Below are 20,375 nucleotides of genomic sequence, written 5' to 3'. Positions count from 1 at the left end.
CCGATTAACTAGATTTTAAAATCAGAGAAAAAATTTTAAGTACTACTCTATGTAAGTATTATACAACTATATAAGAAAATTTGTAAATATCATAATAAAAGAAAATATAATAAATAAAATAAAAAATAGACACCTATATAGGTGTCTAAAAAAATATAAATCTCTTCCTTTTTTTCACATTCTGAGTCGATTCATCAGCATATACATCTAACAACGGAGCCAAGCTATCCCTCAATAGACTTCCTGCCTTTTCATGTTCAATTAAATAATTGAAAGCAGTCTTATAATTTTGTTGATAAATAATCTCCGGTTCAATATAGGGAATCTTCATGAAAGGTTCTATTCCGAAACCTTCAATAAACCGTTTTTCATTTATGGTTTCGTGCCATTTATTGAAAACAAACCTTACATCCATTCCTTCTGACTTCAATTTTTCAAATTCTAAGAGTCTTTCTTCATTTTGCACTATTTGGGTAGGGATGGGATCTACAACCACCAAGATAGTTTTTGATGCTTTTATAAATTCATAAATCACAGAATCCTTATAACCCCATCCCAGGTCAAATATACTGATTCCTGAATTAGAGGCCAACAACCGTAAAGAGTCAGTTTCATTCCAATCGATATCATTTGTCTCCGGCTCGTTCACAGCCACGGAAACACCATTTACTACTGGAAGACTTCGTTTATCTATTTTCCCATTCTTTTTCAAATGTTCACGATATGAATAGTAAGATTTATCATAATCATAAAATCCCATTGCGTAATAATAATCTGTAGATCCTACAGGTGTCTCAAACAAGGTAATTTCTTTTCCTTCATCTGAGAAAGCTTTTGCTAAATTTTGAGCTATAAAAGAAGATCCAGCTCTTTGAGATAGATTGACCACAGAGATAATTGAATTAGCTAGGTTTTTTACTACCTCAACCTCAATTTTCTGCGTCTTTATAACTTCTCTTGTCATGACTTTATATTTTGATTCTTCTACATGTGCAGAATGATCAGTTTCTAAAACACGTTCATCTTCTTCTTCCTCTAACAACACCTGATTAACCTTTTGTTTCAAATCAGGCATTATTTCATCATAATTACCTCTAAAAATTAGCATCTTAACATTCTTGAATTCGAGTAAATCAATAATGTCGTCAAAATGATTAATACTATGATCAATTAATGCTAAATCAATATAATCCGTGGAAAGAGTAATTCTTAAATTATCCAACTCAGTTTCATGCTGCCATGTAATCGAATGCTCTTCAAAACTATTTTTAATCCTTTGATACGATGGATTTGAATTGAGCATACATACAATTTTCATAGCTTACTCACCCTTATTATTTAATTTCACTATCCGGCAATTGGATTTCCGTTTCAAAATCTATATTTGATTCAAAATCAAATACATCTTCTTCATCTATTTCAATAGGTTCAACTAGAGACTCATCATTTAAGTTCATGTCTATAAATTCATTTTCCATAACATCATCCAAAATTTCACCAGTTTCAAAATCAATATTTTGATACAACACTTCCTCGTCAGCCAATTTATCATCTAAAGGCTCAATAGTTGAAGGCTCAAAAGATTCATCTGCTGCAGCTACCTCCTTAACTGCAGCTACAGCTGCCATTCCTGCAACTAATTCCTCTTTGTCCAATTTGAGAGCTTCTTTTTCTTCAGTTTCCAATTTAACTTTATTTTCAAATAATCTATCCATTAAGGGTAATTCATGCAATTCTAATGGTTCTACAATTCTATGTGCATCTTCCCAAAACTTATATTGCGTTTTAAAGAAAGTAACCGGCTGCCGGCTTCTTTGAATTACAATAGTACGTTCATTGTCATATCTTTCAACTTCATCTGGGTATAACAATGGTCTTTGGGTTTTACTTTCCGAATGTGTAGTACCTTCAGATGACATTATCCCTCCACCTTTTTCACTGGAACCTTGAATTTTTATTGTCGTTTTTCCCAGTTTTTCAGATATATACTTAGCAGTAAACTGGTCATTAACCCCTAAATAAACCTGGGTATCACATTTAGCAACAATACCTTCCCATGCTTCTCCAAACATCTTCCTCATTTGGTTCAAATCTTGCCATATCATCATTGGATATATTCTGCGACCCCTCATTGTTCCCAGCTGTTCTTCAATACCAGGCAATCTTCCTATATTAGCAATCTCTTCTAATATCATGTAGACAGGATTCGGCAACTTAGAATGGCTTTCACGTGCAGTTGAATACATCGTTTTAATCATCATAGAAATAATAGTATTAATGATTGGTGAATATGTTCTATCTTCATCAGGCATCTGAATAAAAATTGCTAAAGGTTTATCTTTTTTCCTACCAATTTCCTCAAAGTTAAAAGAGTTAGATCCAGTGATTTTTTTAATCCTAGTCAATGAGAATAAGGCCATTTTTATAGATAAACTACCAACTACACCTGAACGCAATTTATCTTCTAAATTTAAAAATTTATTCCAAAGTTCTTCTCCATATCCAGTCACATTATGTCTGATAAATAAAGTTTCAGCTGCTTCAAAATCTCTTATATTAGGAGAAGCTAACAACTTACCAACCTCTTCAAATGTATGTCTTTCTTTTGGAAAGACTTCAATTACAAAGGAAATCAAAGCTGATAACAATAAACCCTCTCCAAGCTCCCAGATAGGATCTGCATTTTGTGACTTTGCATCTTTCATACCAGCAGCTTCAACAAATCCTGTAGCAATCTTCATTATGTCCTCTTCCTCTTTAATATAATGTAGAGGATTTACAGTATCACCGTATTTTAGATGCAAAAAATCAATGATCTTTACATCATAATTTCTTTCCTTTAAATAATTTCCTGTATAAGCTAAAATCTCACCTTTCGGATCTGTACAAATAATATCCGGTTTCTCTGAAGAATTTTTGTACGCAAAAGGTATGTAAAACAGCGCTGGATATACAAATCCTGTAGTTTTATTTGATCCTGGTGGCCCTACGGCATTAACTTGCATATTTAATTTTGCTTCATTTTCAACAGCGTGCGCTGCTACCTCTTCAGTTAATCTAAATGGCTCCTTGTCCACAGATCCTAAAAACCATCCCTGGCGAGGGCCTTCATAATAGTTTTTCTTTGCTTCTTTCTTATACTGCCATCTTGCTGTACCATGTGATTTATATTCATCTGATAACTCAAATTCATCTTTTTCAGTTGGTCCGATCTTTGAAAGAAAAAACATAAAAAACGCATATGCAATTAACCCCCAACAAGCTACATTTATTGGGTTTAAAGAAAAATATGTTTTGTACAAACCTGCACTCGTAAATAATTCCTTAAAGTAATCCAAAGACAAGGAATCTTGTATACTCATCAAGGTAAAATCTCTTTCCAATATACCAATTAGATGGTATGAAATAACTGGAAGAATGACAAACCCAGCAAACAAATAAAATATAATCACACCAAAATTCTTTTTCAAATCAACCTCACCTACTTCTTCCTCGTTCTTTATTTTTGCGAACCTTTTTGCTTCTTTCTAATTCGCTTTCACGTTTTTTCTTTTCTGCTTCAAATGCTAAGTTTTGCAATGCAGATTCAAATGATTTCCCTAAATCTTTTGATAAGGTTTGTATATCTTCTCTCTCCATAAATTTATATTGAGCATGTCGATCAAGCTCTAAGTCAAAATCTTTTTTCATTGAATCGATATCCTGCTTCGTCATATAAATCCTTTTGTGGCCACGATCACCCAGCGTATCACTAACGCCCTTTATAATCACATGACAATGCGGATGATTTTCAGCCATATTAGTATCATGTATGTGAGCGACCCAATCTAATTTAACACTGTGCTTTTTTTCATAATCATTAAGAACAGCTCTTATGATATCCTTATAATCCTTCCCACTTCTCTTGTAGGCATCATAATCCATTTTTCTTAGAGAAAAGATCATATGATGCGACTTTACACTTTTAGAATGTTTTAAGGCTCTATGATTTTTCACACGATCCACAAACCGTTTAGGATCTCTTATTAAGTCCTCTTCAGGTCCGAACCACTGTTTTTGATTCTCTTTCGAGATGTCTTTTGAATCAACTCCGATATAGTAAACACCTCTCTTGGTAGTACTCACATTCTTTGTAGGTATCCTGTTCTTAATAAAAACTCTTGATGACATTATTTCTTATTCCTCTTCGCTTGTTCATAAGCTGCAGCTTCTTTCCTATAGGCTTGATACATTTCATTACGATCCTTTTCAAATTCTTTTGAGTTTAAGTGCATCAACCCCATTAGCACTGTGCTGGTATCCATATTATTGGTACTCAACATGGCTGCTAATCGATCAGCTACTCTATTAAGCTTGTTGGTGAAAATTTGTTCTAACTTAGAATCAGCAAGGATCATTTCTTGATACTTTCCAGCTAAATGCCGATCTATTGCTTCTGCATATTCATTCTGAATTGTACGGTTATTTTTCTTCGCCAACTCCTTCATTTTCTCATGCCTATGATCTTCGATCTTAACAGGCGTTGTAGTTGTCTTTGCTACCATTTCACACCTCCATATCCACTAGTAGCCTTTGTAAATATTATATTATAAGTAATTATCATAATCCAGTATACGTTTTTTTCAATAGGTGTATACCGTTTCAACCCAAGTGCGAAGCACTTTTCGAGTGTACGGTAGTACACTCTTAATCCTGCACGTTGTGTGAGGTTTAGGTTTTGGCCTTATTTTTTTGTTTTTGACTTTTATTGATCTTTATTCTTTGATTTTGACCTTCGATTTTTTGGTTTTGAAATTAGGTTTTTCAATTTCTTCAGGGGTTTCGTTTTGTCTTATTTTTTTTGAGGGTTTGACTGGGTTTTGTACTTTTGAATGCATTTTAAACTTTGCAGTTAATCAATCCACTTCAAATGAATAATAATCCCAAATTAGATTTAATCGTACAGAAGGAATATATAATCAGGGGAATTATAAAACTAGTTTAACTTAAACTAGTTTAAACTAATGTAAACTGGTTTAGGTTAATTTAAACTAGTCTAAGTTCATTTAAATAAAAAAGGCCAATGCTGCTTAATAGCAACATTAGCCTTATATCATTCCATCTTTATGCTTTTAACAAACTTCAAGGCATCTACAGCAGATGCTTTACGTCTGACTTGATTATCTTCTGAAATCGGTTGAGTTTTTTCAGTTGATTTATCAACTGATTCAGCAGCCATTGGAGGATCAGTTTCAATTACAACAGGCTTTTCAACATTAGTTCTAGTTCTAGCTATTACTTCACTGCCTATCTGTTCATGTGATTCAAGCAACCGATGCAGAAAGTTTTTAATAACGTAACTAAAATCAGGAGAAGTAATCAAACGAATTTCTTCTTCAGAAAAACCATCACACTTAAGTGTGATTGAGTCACCACCAAAGGCAGCTTGACGTGTTTGAGGTTGGTTCACCTTAGCAAAGCCACCTTCTTTTCTGGCCTTTAAAGCTTCTTGGATGAGTCTTTCCGTTAATTTATTTCGGCTGATATCTTCAGAAATAAGCATTTCGTTAAATTCATCTATCCAATTTGCATTTCGAGCAGGCGTAAAAGAAGTTGACTTCCCAGCCTCGTAGCCTTTAGGATCCATTAATCTCCATCCTTTCTCAAAAAGGGGCAACGCCCCTTTTCATTTAGCTCTGAAGCTGCTCAACTTGTAATCTCATTAAATAGCTCACAATTAAATATGCTTTACTAGTAAAATACTGTGATTCTAACAAGTCTGGAATAATTACTTCTTTTTCCTCTAAACCATTAAGACCGCCGTAATGGCCAAACAACACACCGCCACCTACTGCTACAACATGATCTGTATTTGCCATTGTCCAGGCTAACTCAATGTTAGAGGATTGCAGCTCAGCGTAGTTTTTCATTTCTTTTAGAACATGTTGTGTTATATCAACATTTTTAGTTCTAGCCCAGCTGTATGTGAATTTCGGAGCTGTTCCTTTTCTTATTGATTCTTCAATAACAGGTTTGATTAACTTTTTCATAAAAATTTCTCTAGAAGTTAGCTCAGCCGGCTTTCTTGAATCATCTTTTGTTTTCTCAATAACACTTCGCTGCTGTTCAAACGCCGGATCGTTATATACTGCTTCAATAATACGGTCAATATAAGAATTTGTACCAATTCTGCTCATTTCACCTTGATTATCTTCAGCAAAACGTCTAGTCATTACTTTATCTAATCCAGTCTCGTTAAAAACAGCATAGTCACTTGTACCAGCACCTAGATCGGAAATAACATAAGTAGTTCCATCTAGCTTATTTTTCAATTCCGTTTCAACCAGTTCTCCATTTTCAATATCATACATTAATGCAATCGCTGTAGTAACACTTTCAGCGTGAATTTGAGCTTCTTCATCTTTAATTATGATCAGTACCGTTTCGCCAGCATACGGGCCATCAATAAATGTGATCGTATGTTCACCAACAAATCTTTGTTTTAAGGTTTGTTCATGCTTAAGATACCCTTTTGACGGGATTCCTGTAGATAAAGGAGCAATAACTTTTCTCTTAGATACCTTTAATGCAGAGACCGCAATACCTGCTAAAACTGGTAATACAAAAACCTTTCTATTACTATCCGAAAATTTATCTTCAGCATCACCATTTTGCGAAATAGAAGGCTGCACTTTATCAGGTGACTTTTTTGCATTTTCACCTACATACCAGGATCTATTGTTTTCATCCTTATCCATAGCAGCTGAATCAACACGTATATGTATAAAATCTTCGATGTTCGTTTTATCATTCTTATCAACTTGTTGGTTATATGCAACTGCATGAGCTGGCGCTGGTGCAATCACTGTAGGAATTGTAAAATTCTCGGTTTTACCTGACTCATCCAAATAAGAAACTTTAGTCGTAATGTTACCTGGATCGATCCCTGTTAATAAAACATCCTTTTTATATAAATCTTCTACCACAATAATTCCTCCATTTATAAACTAGTTTAAACTAGTTTAAGTTAATTTAAGTTAGTTTAGATTCATTGAAATTAGTTTAAACTACTGGTTAATCAGTTACATTCATTATCTAGTTTAAACTAGTTTAAGTTACACTAGTTTAAACTAAACTAGACTTTGTGGTTTATATTGTTCTAAAGCGACTAATCCAAACTTAGTTATTTTATAGCCAATTATTCTTTTATCAGAGAATTTTCGATTACTAGTAATAAGGACTCCACCTTCTAATCGACTTAATTCCTTGTAACATTTTTCTTGGCTTAGATTTGTCTCTTTTCTAATCTCATAAAAATTCAATTCAGGACTAGTATTTATAAGCTCTAACAATTCCCAGCTAGTTGGAGTTAAAGTATCAATAATTGATTGCAATGGTACTGACAGATCTTTCATTAAATCCACCTTCCAAGTTCTTTTATTATAATGATGATATCATACGATATAAAATAGGTAAAAAATTAAAAGCTATTATCTAGCTTTTAAAACTCTTCTATTTTTCAGTTTAAACCAAATTACAAGGAATGTTAATAAGATTATTGCGAAAACTGTGAAACCTACAAAATATCCTATTAATTCATTCAAATATTGAAGTTCATAGTTTTCAATCATTTCAAACCAAATAGAAGAGACTGTACTTTTTATATCCTCTATATAATATCCATCTTTATACCAAAAAAGAGCAGCTCCGAAACCCAGGAGTGGAATTGGGGTTAATGATAATACATACAAGAATAAAATCAGTTTGCCTAGTTTCTTAAACATCGATCCCCCCACCTTTAGAGATCACGATAACGGATCTTCACTAAGTTTAAAGTCTACATCATTCTTTTGCTGGCTCTTAGGCTCAAGAAAGTCTAGTTCTTCTACCAGCACTTCTAAAACACCATGCTTCTTTCCGGTTTCTCCGTCCTCGTAAGTTCTCGATCTAAGTGAGCCAGAAATACCAACCAGCATGCCTTTTTTTAATCTATCAGCATATAACTTCGCCTTATTTCCCCAAGCAATACAAGGTATAAAATCAGCATCGTATTCTTGGTTATTGTTTTTATAACTCCTTTTAACAGCAACAGAAAAACTAACTACTGCATTATCCTCAGGTAACTTTTTAAATACTGGATCTTTAACCAATCTCCCATTAAAAATCGACTTATTTATCAGATTTACCACTTCCTTATATAATTATAATATAATTATAACATTTAGACTATTTACTATCAAGAAATATATTCTAGTAATAACAATATTTATAGAAGGTTTTTATGCACATACGTTCCCCTATTCATATTCTAGTTTTCCATGTAGAATTTCATTAAAAGAAGAACGGAGGAACGCACATGGAAGGAACGGATAAACTCTATGCACCAAAGGAAATTATCTTGCTTCTAGACATAGCCGACAGTACATTACGCAAATGGTCGATTGCTCTAGAAGAACAAGGATATTACTTTGCAAGAACGGTTAAACAAAGACGTATGTTTTCTGATAGGGATGTAGTAGTTCTGAAATCACTTCGCAACCTGGTTCAAGTGCAAAACTTATCCTTACAGAACGCTTCAATTATTGTAGCATCAAAGTATAAAGATGAACCGTCCGCACAGGAGAACGGCGAGAACAGCGTTCCTGTAAACCGTTATGACAGCTCTCAAATTGACACTTTAATTAAAGAGATCAATTCTTTAAAAGAAGGACAAGAACAGTTAAAAGCCTTTAATAACGAGCTTTTACAGACACTTAAGCAGCAGCAAAAATACATAGACGAACGGTTAAATAAAAGAGATGATATGTTACTGGAGTCTATTAGGGAAGTTCAGAAGTCAAATACGCTGCTGCTCGAACAAAAGAAGGATAAGAAGCGCAAAGGGCTATTCTCATTTTTCTCCAATGAATAGATCCGAAATCACCCCCAGCCTAATATAGACTGGGGTGATTTCTTTTCTAATTGATCTCTTATTTTAAAGAGCTCCAGTATCTCTGAACAAAAAACACTGCTCCAATAAAAAGTAGAAGGCCAACTAACTTTAAAATGAATCTAGTTTGAAAAGTTGTATTTTCATCACCAATAGATAACAAGATTGCTCCAGCTATTATTCCAATCAACCCTACTAATATAACTAAAAATGTTTTCATCCTAGTCACAACCTCCTGTTTTTGTAAATTTTTTATATATTTTTCCATTTTGTAAACCTTTTCTTTGTAAAATATGGTAACATTACCCTTATAAAAGAGAAAGGGGATATTGACATGAAAAAAAGATTTTTACTAGTTTTCAGTGTTTTAATTTTGTTTTTCGCCACTCCACTACAGTCATTGGCAGCACTTTCTGGACCACCAGCATCTAACGGAATTAAAGATTCTCATACTTTTGAACATGAAGGGGAAACTTATACAATAACTTTAGAAACCAACGGGAATGTTCAAACAGCTTATGTAGAAAGTGAGACTAATGGTTTAGAAACTGTATCTTATGATCGAGCAAAGGACGAGCTTCGTTTTAATAACGAAGTAGCAAGTGATGAATTCCTAGCCCAATTAAAAGGTTCAGCAGAAGAAATAAGTGAAGGCGAACAAGTAACTGACATAGAATTTAGTACAATGTCAACTGACTATAATTGGAGACTTGTAAAAACATTTAAAAATAGTTTTAATGTTGCAGTTGGTTCTGTTTTAGTAGTTACAGGGATAATTTTATTATTACCAACTGGAACCGGTGCTCTTATGGGTGTGGTTTTAACAGCAAAAATCATTTCAGTAATGGCTTCAGCAATAGTGTCAGCAAGCGATACTAGCGGCTCTGTTGTCTATTACACATTTAAAACCTATTATAGTCCTAAAAATGGTTACTATAATAATAGATTTGTATTCTCAGTTTATAAAGATAGTAAAAGAACCAAACATATTAAAACGGTTGAACATATAACTCGACTGGGTAAAAAATATGATTAAGCATTGAATCAGCAGAACCCTTAATCGATGCTGCTGATTCAGTTGTGATAGAATAGTGTTACATCGATTTATTAAAAGGGCTCTTATATTGCTAAATGGCGTTAAGAGCTCTTTATCCTGACACTGAAGACTTTCTTTAACTGTCTAGCTTACATGCTCCTAAGAATTGAATTACTTTTTTTTTTCTCTTTTTCTTCTTCATCTTTAAGGTCCTCAGGGAGAATCAAGTACTCCTTTTTTGTATCGGGAATAATTATTTTTTCTTCTTGCACCGGATACCTGTATCCACTATCCTTTTTCATTGTTCATTCCTCCTAGTTTATATAGTATACAGTAAATAATAAGTTATAATTCTGCTTCCATTCTTTTTATTAGAGCACTTACAGCATTTTTATATTTCATTGATTCTTCGGAACCTGATAGCTTTTCTAAGCTTTGTAATATGGTTTCAAAATGTTTAACTAAAGTATTGAAGGCTACATTAAACTCAATAAACTCCTGAGTTGAGGCAGCTTGATCACTTTTTTTAACCTTTTCTCTTAGTTGATCCAATTCAATCTGAACCTCTTCTGGAATCTTCTCAATCACTGCAGGAACGTCAATAGGTTTCTTTTTGAGCTGACCTTCCAGTTCACTCATTTTCTCTTGTTTTTTTAATAATTCTTCATCCTTTTCCTTTAGTTCTCCAACAAGTCTGTTAAGTTCAATCTGATCCTCTGTGTTATTCGCCTTATCTAAGTCTTTTTTTAAGGTTTCAATCTGAATCATTGTTTTGTCATTTACAGATATTTGATCACCTAATTGACCTTCAAGGTCTTTTGCTCGGCTTTGCTCAGTTCCTAAATTTGTTTCTAGTTCTAACAGTTTCTCTTCTAATTCTTTTTTCTCGCTAATAAGCTTCTTTAACTGTCTAGCCGAAAGCTCTTCAACGTTATTCTTTTGGAGAAACTCTTCCCGTTCTTCACTCGGTACTCCTAGCAGCAGTACTGCTTTTGAGTATGTCAAATTCTCAATCGTTTGGGAATTTGGACCGGACAATTGTCCAGCACCATATTCCCTATACAATTTCATAAGATTATTAGCAGAGCTTTGTGAGTAGTCCACATTTTCATCTAACCATTGGGACCATTGGCCATGATCGACCATTTCTTTTGCTTCTACTAATCTACGGCCAATCTCAATGCTGTTACTCAATACGATTTTCTTTGTAGTGTCTTTAATACTATTTATTTCTGTCGCTATGACATCTGCTGTTCTCTTTGCTAAATCATTCATTATCCAGTTTTCCTTCCACTTGTAGATTTCTTCCTATTCAAAACACTATTCTCAAATCTATCTATAAACTGTTGAACCTCTTTTGTCGGCAGCCTTTGACCTTTCCCTCTAACTTGTTTGATCTTGCCTTTCTTTACTTCTACAGTATAAAAAGGAGCTTCCTGGTTCGTTTTTTCACGAATGAGTAAAATAGTCGTTTTTGCATATGCATAATCTTCTGCATATCCACCAACACAATGATTAAGTGCAGCTCCTTCATTTATCAGTTCCCTTGTACTTGCAGCTGGCCGAATAACAAATTGTGAGTCGCTATATTCATAGACTTTTAGCTTATTCATCCTGTTTTTAATATGTCGATCTAGTAAATCATTGGCCTCATATTTAATTTGCTTATTAGTGTTTTGGTGAGCTGTATATAAGTTTGAAGGAAATATAACCATTTCATTATCAAGATCTAGTAACAGCTTCTTACAATCGTTTATATAATCTTTCCAATCAGACAAAACATGGGACATTCGATAATAATGCTTCTTTTTATCTTTATCTAACTGTTTTCTCAAATATTTAATTACTTTTTTTATGTTTGTAGGTCTTAACTTTAAAATTGGATTCAGGTCATTAACAGTGTCTAGTTCTTTACCAATAGATAATGCTTCATCTATGGATAACTTGGAACCATCTTTTTTTCCAAGTTGATACAATCTTAATGCGCTTGTACTTAACTCAGCAAAGTGAGGTCTGATCGTTTTAATATCATTCTTTTCTAGTTTTAAAACTTTATCTATTGTTTTCCCACGCCAATTAATTGCATTATTCGTTTTTCTACCAAACAATTTAGCTTCTACCATACTTTTCAATCCCATTTTTGAAAGATATTCGATACATGGATAATTTGAAAACAAACTGAAAAATTCAGTCATGTCACATTGTCGAAAAGCAAAATCTTCCCATGTTGAATATTGAAACAAGGTATTATTGACTGCATTTTCAATAAAATTTCTCGGACAAAATTTAGATGTTCCAGGAAAACTCTCTTTTAAGGAAAATACGGACTTTCTCTCTGTAAATGAATCATTCCAACCATAGTTAGCATAGAACTGACTTTTGCCTGGTTTAAACAAATATAATCCATACAATTTGATGTTAGTTTCAACCTTCCTGTAATCATCTTTATAATTCCGATAAATGTAAATTCCTCTTGCTATAATAGCTGTAGGATCTACTTCTGATTTTTCATAAAACACTGCATATCCATCATCAAACATAAATTTACGGCCTAAACCACTTGCTTGAATACGGCAATTGGATTGACATTTAGGACATACGGTAAAACCTTTATGTTTCAAACCTTCTGTTCTAAAATCTTTATGACAGTGGGTACAATAGCCAAATTGTTGTTTACCTTTCCTATATATAAAAATGTATCGACTCTCTAAAAGTACTGTATTATTAATATAATCATGAATTTCATCACTGTAACCTTCCGGAAAGTGTTGTAAAAACTCTCTCGCTTCTTGTGTTGATCCTTTCATTACAATAGATCCTCCAATCTCACATCAAATTTAACCCTGGTTTTATTGACTTGATTTACAACTGCAGCAACCTTATCTGTGCTGTTTTTTTCCTTCAACTGGTCTTTTATCCCGAAATATTTTAAAACAATTTTAAACCCTTCCTCGTCCGTCAAAATCCCACAGCCGTTTACTGCAACCTTCTTAGCTTCTTTTTTCATAGCAGCAATACTTTTACTGATTGTTTTTCCTTCAACCATTATTTTTTCAGATGCTGCCGGATTAGTTTCTATACAATCCAACAAAAATTTACCTACATGTTGAAAATAACCGCCTTTTTCCTTATCCATTTCAGCCTTAATTTTTTCAATCGCTTTGTCTTTCATTGGATAACCTCCTTCATTTTGTTGAAATAACGTGTGACCTTTTTGACAACTTTCTGAGCAATACAGAGATTGCTGGCCAGCACCTACAATAAAATCAGCACCACAGCCTGAACATTGGCTATACAACTTACGCATACTTTAAGGTAGAATCTGCTTCCCGGAATGAAGCAAAAAACATTTCTAACAGATGATTTGTTACTGCTTTCGGTATCGTACCAAGTCTTTCTTTAACTAAACTTTCAATGATTCGAACTTTTTTAGTCCAATATTCATAAAACATATATGAGTCCCTAATTCCCTCCTGAAAAGCAGGACCCAAAGCTTCTTTTCCCTTCTTAATAATCTGCATTAGGTCATAAGCTTCTCTTCTTTCTTGCCGGCAAAACTTTAATAACAAAAGTAAATCATATGTATGATAGAGCTTAAGAAACATGGTCGATTTTTGAGCATCCACACGATCTACAGCACCTTTAAGTTTCTGCATAGTTTGAATTTCAACATCAACTTTAATCTCGCAAAATGAACAATATAGCTGACTATTCATTTTATTTAGTTTTGATTGACAATGCGGACAAAACACCATGATCTAACCCCCTATTTGATTACTGCTCCCTTATCTATATACAATTATAATATAATTATATATAAAATGCAATTACTATTCATCTTTTTATCAAATAAAATTCAAAAAGCCCTCTCAATAGAAAGGGATCCTGATGACTTACAAAATAAAGCTGCAGCTACTTCATTAAGCCCTATTTTTAAATTTTTTTGGTGTATCCTCTATTAAGAGCAATCGATCAACTTCCCTAATTATCTCATCAATCACTGGAAGAGAATCTTTTGTAGAGTCTTTAATGTTTTGTTCAACTAGTTTATTCATTGCTTCAGTGTAACGATCAACATGTCTTTTACCAGTAAAAAATTTCATAATTCCTGAATTCATCAAACCTAAAACTGGACTCCCTGAAGATAGCTTACTCAAATATCCTCCTATTGAAGTAGAAATAACACCACTCATCGCATTTATAGAAATATCAATATTTTGATTGATCCTTTCCATTTCCAAAGCTAATTCAATAATTTTACCATGATCTGAAACATTAAAAGCTGGACTTGTAAGGATTAGCTTGATCGTAACAAATTCTTTCGATCTATGAGTGTTCTTCTGATAACGATAATCTTTAAACATTTCAGCTTCTTTTCTTAATAAAGTTAATAATTTGATTCTTTGAGTCTTTTCATTTTTTAAATTCTGCCTCTCATTATGCTTTTTAGTGATAAAGAAAGCACAATATACAGAAATAAACGGTATGATGAAAGGTAAAACATGCTCAGCTATATGTAGAATCTCCTTTAAATCCATAGTCGTCCCCCTCCTCTAAATCTACCTATCTTACGTAATAATAAGTAAATATGTTTCATAACCAATAAAGAACTAAAAACAAAAGACAACGTACCAATGCAAGACAGATAGCCTAAACAGAAAAGAAAGGGTAGTACTGATATGTAATGGCAGACTGGCTCATTAAAATCAACTGATATATTTGATAGTCGGTGGTGAATTACCTGGTATAATATCCCCGTCTTCAAAAGCTTCTATGGCTTCTATTTCTCTATCAAGATTGATTAAGGCTGTTTTATCCTTCAGCTTGTCTTTATGTCCTGGTGAAGTGAAAGCTGACAGCTGCACAAGGTCTCTTCGTGCTTGCTTTAAAACTAATAAATGCTTGAATAAGATGCTTTTTGTTGTATATTTAGTAACTGCATTTCTTCCACGGCCAATAACCTTTTTTACTATTAATTTTGAACGGTTTAAAACCTCTTTAAGAGTTGATAGAGCCATTCCAACTTCTTCAGCAAGGGTTTTTAAGGAACCTTCAAAGTATGGGTTTGTAGCACTGATATGGGCCTTTAAATACTCCACTAAATCACTTTCTCTTTCATCGTAATGGGATCTTACCCGATCCTCACGATTCTTTTTAAACTTATACCACCCATTACGGCCAGAAAATGTTGCAGATCCATCAGTCCATAACTGAAGAAGCCCATCAACATAAGTTCGTTTTGGACCAGCTCTTCTCCCTGAATAAGCAGATTTAATTGTCTTTTCAAATTCTCTCTTAGATAGTGGTTTCTTTAAATTTGAATTAAATTGATCTAATTCGTCATACGCTTCTTCAAAGGGTTTCTCACTTGCGTAATTAGCCAGGGCTAGGGTATAAAGGGCGTTATTTCTACCAGCACCTAAATGGCCACTTCCGATCTCAACAGCGTTAATTAGAGCCTTATACCAGTCTGAAGACGTATAATCCAATGCTTCAGCATTGGCAGCTCCCCCATAAATAACATGAAACTTATTCTTGCGTTCTTCTTTCTCATGGGAAATAGACCAGGAGATTAATTGATTTGTATTAACCGGCTGATCATCAAAAAATATAATATTTGAATCGGCTGGCATGCGAAAGAAGCCAAATGGATTGCAGTTTAAGTCAATAGGAAGCGACTTTTTTAATCCATTAAGCATATTTTCTGATACACGCTCTGCAACCCGTAATGCCTTGTAATCTTCTTTTGCATGAATAAAGAATGGTGTTTCCAGAACAAAGAAGCCCTGGTATCCCTTCGGAGTTTCCAAAACAATATTAGGTCTTGGAAGTCCAACTTCATCACAGGTTAAAAAGATCTCATAAGGATCCACTTTTTTAGTATCAATGTCAAAACCAATTACATTTATTTGCTTTAAGTTATCTTTTGTATGGCCCTTAATAATTCTTTTCTTAAAATTATAATAAGTGCCATATCGGAACGTATTAGGAGTCCAATGCGATAGATCATTATATTGTTGATTCAGTGTTTCATAGGACGTAATAATGTATCCTATACCTTCCTGAAGATCTTCTTTAGTAGGCGACACAAACACAACGCCTTTTTTATATTTAAGATTAGTCCTAACGTTCTTATATTCAACACGCTGAACTAGGGATGCTGCGGATCCACTGCGCTTATATAACTCTAAGTCATTCTGAGTCATAAACTGTATCACGTCAGATACAGAAAATTCAGTAACCTGTGCCATGGAAAGTCCTTTCCGGTAACACAAAAAAGTGTCACCTTGTTAAATGTCATGGCAAAGACACGTAACAAAATGACACCCTATAAATATGTATAAAACACATGTATAAAACACAGTTATCTGTATGAATAAATCTAAACTAGTTTAACTTAAACTAGATGACTTTTATTCTTTACAAGCCAAAAAAACCATGTTAAAATACAATTAACAATTTAAAGAAATGCGAATGCTCTTAGTGGGTGTCATTCGCTACTCAAAAGTCTGATGCTCCAACATCAGGCTTTTTTCTTTGCTATTTAATTTTTCAATAGTCTCTATTACTAATTTTTTCTATTTCTCTAGTAAAATTATGTGTATCTAGTAAATATCATTCTATTTGTATACTATACTACAATAATCGGCAACAATTTTCAACAATCTTTTAAATATCATATCATATCTTATCGTTATAAAGTGGAAAATTTTTAAAAAACGAGACCTAAATTTAGGTCTCGTCTTTTTTTGTCTTATAAAGTTCTAGCATTTCTTGTATCTCGTCAAATTCCGCATGCTTCATTAATTCGTCTAAATTCGATTGCAGCTTGTTCTGCAGCACTTTTTTTCTTGGATTTTCTTTTTCCAATACATTTAGCAGCTCGTTGATCGCATGCCGGATAATATGTGTTTTTGTCACATGTTGGCCAACAAATTGATTAGCTATATCGGTAGCCCTATCAATTGTCTCTACGTCTAAATATAATGGTAACTGTACTTTCTCTCCAGCAATCCTTGCTTTAATGTGCTTCGCTGTAACACCTGGTCCAGGTCCTTTGTATTCTTCACTAATATAGCCATCAATGGTTGATGATCTTTCCATTTTATCAATATAATGATCCAGCTTATCTTTAACATCACTTGATACATGTACAACAAAAAATTGTTTCTCACTACTTTTTATTGGATTATCTTTTAAATACTCTGCGTAGGCATCCAGGATAAACCTTATCACAGTGGCTCTACCAATATAAGCTGGAATATTCTGCTGATCTAACAATGATTTTAACTTTTTGACATAGCTATCAATAATAGTTGCAGCTGCATCAGAAAAAAACATAGGCACAATCACGGTTTCCCCGTCAGGTTCCCATTCACTCAGTTTTTTTAATTCATCTGGACTATCGGGAAATTCAAGTTTATGTGATAAGATAAAATCACTTATTAAACGGGATCTTCTCGATACCGGTATACAATCATTAATTTGCTTTAATTGTTTTTTGAGCAAATAAGCCGGTATAACAATACTCATTAAAATCCTACTTTCAGTTTTTATTTATAATTATAATATAAAAATATACATAAATTCAACAATAAAAGAAACCTTAGTGGATATTCTAAGGTTTCCCAACAACAAATTTTAAGAAAAAAGTTATTTATACTATAACATAAATACAAAGTAGAATAAAGATCTTTTCATAGTCATTAAAGATAATGCTTTCTTAAAGATGAGCAAAAAAGCCACAAATGGCTTAATTGCTAAATAGATCCTCTTAAATTCAATCTTATGCGGTCTGTATTCTTATTCCACTAATATGGCCAAGAGTTTTTTCAGGTCTATATCATTGCTGAATATCACTTTACATTCTTTTCATTTCTAGATCGAGATATCTTCATTGCTTTATTTATTGATCGCTCTTTGTTGGTAATAAACTTTGAATACAATAAATCATTAATCTTTTGGGGGAAATATCCCAAACGCTCTATTAACAAATTCTCGATGCACCAGCATTTTCTTGTCCAATACTCATATTCTTTTCCCTGTTCGTCAGCTACTTGGGAATATTGCTGAACTTCAGAATCCTTGCTACTATCCGACTTTAACCCATCAACAGCAACATTAAATGTTCTAACAAGATTATATAAATCTGCTCGTTTCAAACGTGCTTCTTTTAAACAAAGAATTAGATCAATCGTATGCAGCTTTTTCAGCTCATACAAAGGCTTCTCAGCATCTGCAATCGTAATCATAGGCTTTTGCTTTATGTGTGGCATTCTCGCCCCGTTTTGAGCGTACATACCGTGCTCTGATTCTGGACCCAACAACACTTGGCAAAAAGTACATTCTGCATGATCTTTAAATGGTCCGGCATCCATTATCCTCAATGAAGTAGCGCAATATGGACATGTAATCATGTGCTATTCTCCAATCCTATTAAAAGTTTCACTGTTTTGTTATCGTTATCGTTATTGTTATCGGATCGTTTTTTATATTTTCACCTATCCCCTTGTGAAAGGGGATAGGCGGATATTTTATAAATATCCTTTTTCTTTTAAAGAAGTAAAGTTTGAAGTGCTTCCTACCACTAGCGAATCCAACACCGTAACACCAAGGATCTTACCTGCTTCAACAAGCCTTTGTGTCATTGTAATGTCCTCCCTGGAAGGAGTAACATCCGAACTCGGATGGTTATGTCCGACCACGATTGATGTTGAATTATTTAGCAATGCCGCCTTGAACACTTCTCTTGGATGTACGATAGTAGCATTGATAGAACCAACATGACATCTATAGATTGCTGTTACTTCATGCTTGGTGTTTAAGCAAAGAACCATGAACACTTCTCTATCTTCATCCCCAATTTCCTTTTGTAGTATCTCAGCCGCAATAAATGGTGCTGAAATCCGATTTAATAGGTGCTTTGCACTTCTTTTTTTTGTTACTTGTTTGATCCTAACGATTTCGATAACAGTTTCCAAACTATTCTCTCCCTTTTTTCTTAATGATTTGTTGTTTGCTCCGATTTAAAAACTTCTCTCCCTCACCTCCCTTACATTTATAATTATAATATAATTATATATAAAAGTCAAAGGTTTTCTATTAATTTTTCTTCATAAAATGCCTATATATCAACCTTTCGGAAGTTCTGAAAGGTTCGCAACCACACATAACCATATATACTTTTACATACATTTGGCTTGCTGATTAAACAGCTGAATGAACATGATCCTGTTGACTCTCTAGCTTCCGAACCACTCATAACCATAGACTCTTTAAAATTACAGCCAAACGTCAAAAACAGTAGTCAAAATAGCACTACAACGTAGTGCGCATAAACTGACTTTTCAAGTATAAATGTCTGACTGAAACGAAGTGAAAGGAATTTATGCCTTGAAAAGAGCACCTGTTCAAATACCGTCTTGATCAAACGAACCTTCCGTTCGTTTCCCGTCCCAATGACGGGCCATTGCAGAAGATTGTTAAGGGACTGGTCCCTTGACCAGGTTTGGACAGAGTCCAAGGTTTTCATTATCTTGTTTACGTTCAGCAACTGTCATCGGCAGCGTCCAGCTGCCGGCTATTAAAATAGCTTAATTAGGAATGGCTGACTAATTAACATTCCTAATTGGACAGATTCACAAGCGTACAGCGTGCTTATACACTTCATTTAGCGACGTCCAGGAGCGACATAGCGAATATTAGGTTTATGCTTTGATCTTGTTCTTTAAATAAAAAAACAGCCGGATGGCTGTCTTCCTTTTGTTCTCTTCTGCTCTTGGTGTTGATTTTGTTTTCTGTATTTGACTTTCGGCTCGTTCAGTACGGCCGGAGGCAAATGACAGAGGAACCTACAAGATGTAGCCGTTAGGCGTACAGATTGTGGTTATCCAGGCATTTAGTGCTGAAGCGACACGTTACAGCTGGTCGAAAAGGCGATCTTTCTTTTCGTTTCAGCTGTCGTGCTGCCGCCATAAAAAGCTCATATCACTTGTAATTGCTTTTCATTATTTAATCGATTATATATAATCGAAACGCTTTCTTCCTGGTAAGCATAATTTTCAACAGCTTCCGGACATTTGAGGTAGACTTCTATTGTCATTAGAGCTACCGGATTGCTAATAGCTATTTCAGAAGAAGGGTATTCAGATTGTGCTTTATATTCACTGATCCCCCAGCTTAAAACTGATATATAACTTTCTACTGAATGACACTCAGATAAACGTGAAAGGAACTTGTCTAATAGCCCTTTTTGCATTATGGTTTACACTCCTTTCGACAGAAAAAAGCTTATAGGTAAATTATACTGATAAAATACCGCAAAAAACCACAGAAATGTGAACATTTCACCATAAATCGCCCGACATTTTCCGACAAACTTCGGCATTTACTGTACCTATAGACCTATTTTCATTGTTTTTAACTTTACTA

Annotated in this window: 23 protein-coding genes; 2 read left to right on the top strand and 21 right to left on the bottom strand. The window is 33.9% G+C overall.

Features of this window, described 5'->3' with window-relative positions; translation table 11 throughout:
- Window positions 1-145: 145 nt before the first annotated feature.
- The 9 genes from J1899_RS22420 to J1899_RS22380 form a co-directional block, all read right to left on the bottom strand.
- Window positions 146-1,318, bottom strand: coding sequence for a CpaE/TadZ family protein (locus J1899_RS22420; RefSeq protein ID WP_151576029.1), 1,173 nt, complete (start codon window positions 1,316-1,318; stop codon window positions 146-148).
- A gap of 16 nt (window positions 1,319-1,334) precedes the next feature.
- Window positions 1,335-3,470: a VirD4-like conjugal transfer protein, CD1115 family gene (locus J1899_RS22415; protein ID WP_214479002.1), complete on the bottom strand. Its 2,136-nt coding sequence runs from the start codon at window positions 3,468-3,470 to the stop codon at window positions 1,335-1,337.
- Between the two features lie 7 nt (window positions 3,471-3,477).
- Entirely contained in the window at window positions 3,478-4,170 is a 693-nt protein-coding gene (locus J1899_RS22410) for a hypothetical protein (RefSeq protein ID WP_214479001.1), read from the bottom strand.
- A complete protein-coding gene (locus tag J1899_RS22405; protein WP_214479000.1) occupies window positions 4,170-4,544 on the bottom strand; it encodes a hypothetical protein in 375 nt (124 codons plus the stop codon). Before J1899_RS22405 ends, J1899_RS22410 begins: the two co-directional genes overlap by 1 nt.
- Window positions 4,545-5,092: 548 nt before the next feature.
- Window positions 5,093-5,626: a hypothetical protein gene (locus J1899_RS22400; protein ID WP_214478999.1), complete on the bottom strand. Its 534-nt coding sequence runs from the start codon at window positions 5,624-5,626 to the stop codon at window positions 5,093-5,095.
- A gap of 43 nt (window positions 5,627-5,669) precedes the next feature.
- Window positions 5,670-6,965 carry a ParM/StbA family protein gene (locus J1899_RS22395; RefSeq protein WP_214478998.1) on the bottom strand — a complete coding sequence of 432 codons (1,296 nt, stop codon included), beginning with the start codon at window positions 6,963-6,965 and terminating at the stop codon, window positions 5,670-5,672.
- Window positions 6,966-7,109: 144 nt separating this feature from the next.
- Window positions 7,110-7,394, bottom strand: coding sequence for a helix-turn-helix domain-containing protein (locus tag J1899_RS22390; RefSeq protein WP_151576035.1), 285 nt, complete (start codon window positions 7,392-7,394; stop codon window positions 7,110-7,112).
- Between the two features lie 75 nt (window positions 7,395-7,469).
- Window positions 7,470-7,763: a hypothetical protein gene (locus J1899_RS22385; RefSeq protein WP_214478997.1), complete on the bottom strand. Its 294-nt coding sequence runs from the start codon at window positions 7,761-7,763 to the stop codon at window positions 7,470-7,472.
- 21 nt (window positions 7,764-7,784) lie between these two features.
- Window positions 7,785-8,168 (bottom strand): single-stranded DNA-binding protein, encoded by a 384-nt coding sequence (locus J1899_RS22380; protein ID WP_281420772.1) that lies wholly within the window; start codon window positions 8,166-8,168, stop codon window positions 7,785-7,787.
- A gap of 167 nt (window positions 8,169-8,335) precedes the next feature.
- Between J1899_RS22380 and J1899_RS22375 the strand changes: the two genes are divergently transcribed.
- A complete protein-coding gene (locus J1899_RS22375; RefSeq protein WP_214478995.1) occupies window positions 8,336-8,890 on the top strand; it encodes a DUF3967 domain-containing protein in 555 nt (184 codons plus the stop codon).
- Window positions 8,891-8,948: 58 nt separating this feature from the next.
- Here J1899_RS22375 and J1899_RS22370 read toward each other — a convergent pair whose 3' ends face one another.
- Entirely contained in the window at window positions 8,949-9,128 is a 180-nt protein-coding gene (locus J1899_RS22370) for a hypothetical protein (RefSeq protein WP_214479047.1), read from the bottom strand.
- A gap of 114 nt (window positions 9,129-9,242) precedes the next feature.
- Between J1899_RS22370 and J1899_RS22365 the strand changes: the two genes are divergently transcribed.
- Window positions 9,243-9,944 (top strand): hypothetical protein, encoded by a 702-nt coding sequence (locus tag J1899_RS22365; protein WP_214479046.1) that lies wholly within the window; start codon window positions 9,243-9,245, stop codon window positions 9,942-9,944.
- 149 nt (window positions 9,945-10,093) lie between these two features.
- On the opposite strand, the gene J1899_RS22360 is transcribed toward J1899_RS22365, so the two are convergent.
- The 11 genes from J1899_RS22360 to J1899_RS22310 form a co-directional block, all read right to left on the bottom strand.
- On the bottom strand, window positions 10,094-10,246 hold the full coding sequence (locus J1899_RS22360) for a hypothetical protein (RefSeq protein ID WP_214479045.1): 153 nt from the start codon (window positions 10,244-10,246) through the stop codon (window positions 10,094-10,096).
- A gap of 43 nt (window positions 10,247-10,289) precedes the next feature.
- Window positions 10,290-11,219, bottom strand: coding sequence for a DUF3102 domain-containing protein (locus J1899_RS22355; protein WP_214479044.1), 930 nt, complete (start codon window positions 11,217-11,219; stop codon window positions 10,290-10,292).
- Window positions 11,219-12,751 (bottom strand): PcfJ domain-containing protein, encoded by a 1,533-nt coding sequence (locus tag J1899_RS22350; RefSeq protein WP_214479043.1) that lies wholly within the window; start codon window positions 12,749-12,751, stop codon window positions 11,219-11,221. Before J1899_RS22350 ends, J1899_RS22355 begins: the two co-directional genes overlap by 1 nt.
- Window positions 12,751-13,116 (bottom strand): Cas9 inhibitor AcrIIA9 family protein, encoded by a 366-nt coding sequence (locus J1899_RS22345; protein WP_214479042.1) that lies wholly within the window; start codon window positions 13,114-13,116, stop codon window positions 12,751-12,753. Before J1899_RS22345 ends, J1899_RS22350 begins: the two co-directional genes overlap by 1 nt.
- A gap of 127 nt (window positions 13,117-13,243) precedes the next feature.
- Window positions 13,244-13,699: a hypothetical protein gene (locus tag J1899_RS22340; protein ID WP_151576044.1), complete on the bottom strand. Its 456-nt coding sequence runs from the start codon at window positions 13,697-13,699 to the stop codon at window positions 13,244-13,246.
- A gap of 165 nt (window positions 13,700-13,864) precedes the next feature.
- The gene (locus tag J1899_RS22335; protein WP_214479041.1) at window positions 13,865-14,482 is read right to left on the bottom strand and encodes a hypothetical protein; all 618 of its coding nucleotides are present in this window, start codon (window positions 14,480-14,482) and stop codon (window positions 13,865-13,867) included.
- A gap of 168 nt (window positions 14,483-14,650) precedes the next feature.
- Window positions 14,651-16,219, bottom strand: coding sequence for a primase C-terminal domain-containing protein (locus J1899_RS22330; protein WP_214479040.1), 1,569 nt, complete (start codon window positions 16,217-16,219; stop codon window positions 14,651-14,653).
- Between the two features lie 457 nt (window positions 16,220-16,676).
- A complete protein-coding gene (locus J1899_RS22325) occupies window positions 16,677-17,477 on the bottom strand; it encodes a hypothetical protein (protein WP_214479039.1) in 801 nt (266 codons plus the stop codon).
- Window positions 17,478-17,800: 323 nt separating this feature from the next.
- A complete protein-coding gene (locus J1899_RS22320) occupies window positions 17,801-18,361 on the bottom strand; it encodes a hypothetical protein (protein WP_214479038.1) in 561 nt (186 codons plus the stop codon).
- Window positions 18,362-18,478: 117 nt separating this feature from the next.
- Window positions 18,479-18,925: a JAB domain-containing protein gene (locus J1899_RS22315; RefSeq protein ID WP_214479037.1), complete on the bottom strand. Its 447-nt coding sequence runs from the start codon at window positions 18,923-18,925 to the stop codon at window positions 18,479-18,481.
- A 1,001-nt stretch (window positions 18,926-19,926) separates the two neighbouring features.
- Window positions 19,927-20,202 (bottom strand): hypothetical protein, encoded by a 276-nt coding sequence (locus tag J1899_RS22310; protein ID WP_214479036.1) that lies wholly within the window; start codon window positions 20,200-20,202, stop codon window positions 19,927-19,929.
- Between the last annotated feature and the right edge of the window lie 173 nt (window positions 20,203-20,375).

This window comes from Cytobacillus gottheilii (assembly GCF_018582665.1).
Classification (GTDB): Bacteria; Bacillota; Bacilli; order Bacillales; family Cytobacillaceae; genus Cytobacillus; species Cytobacillus gottheilii.
The sequence above is the reverse complement of the archived record's forward strand: the minus strand, read 5'-3'. Positions and strand labels throughout refer to the sequence as shown.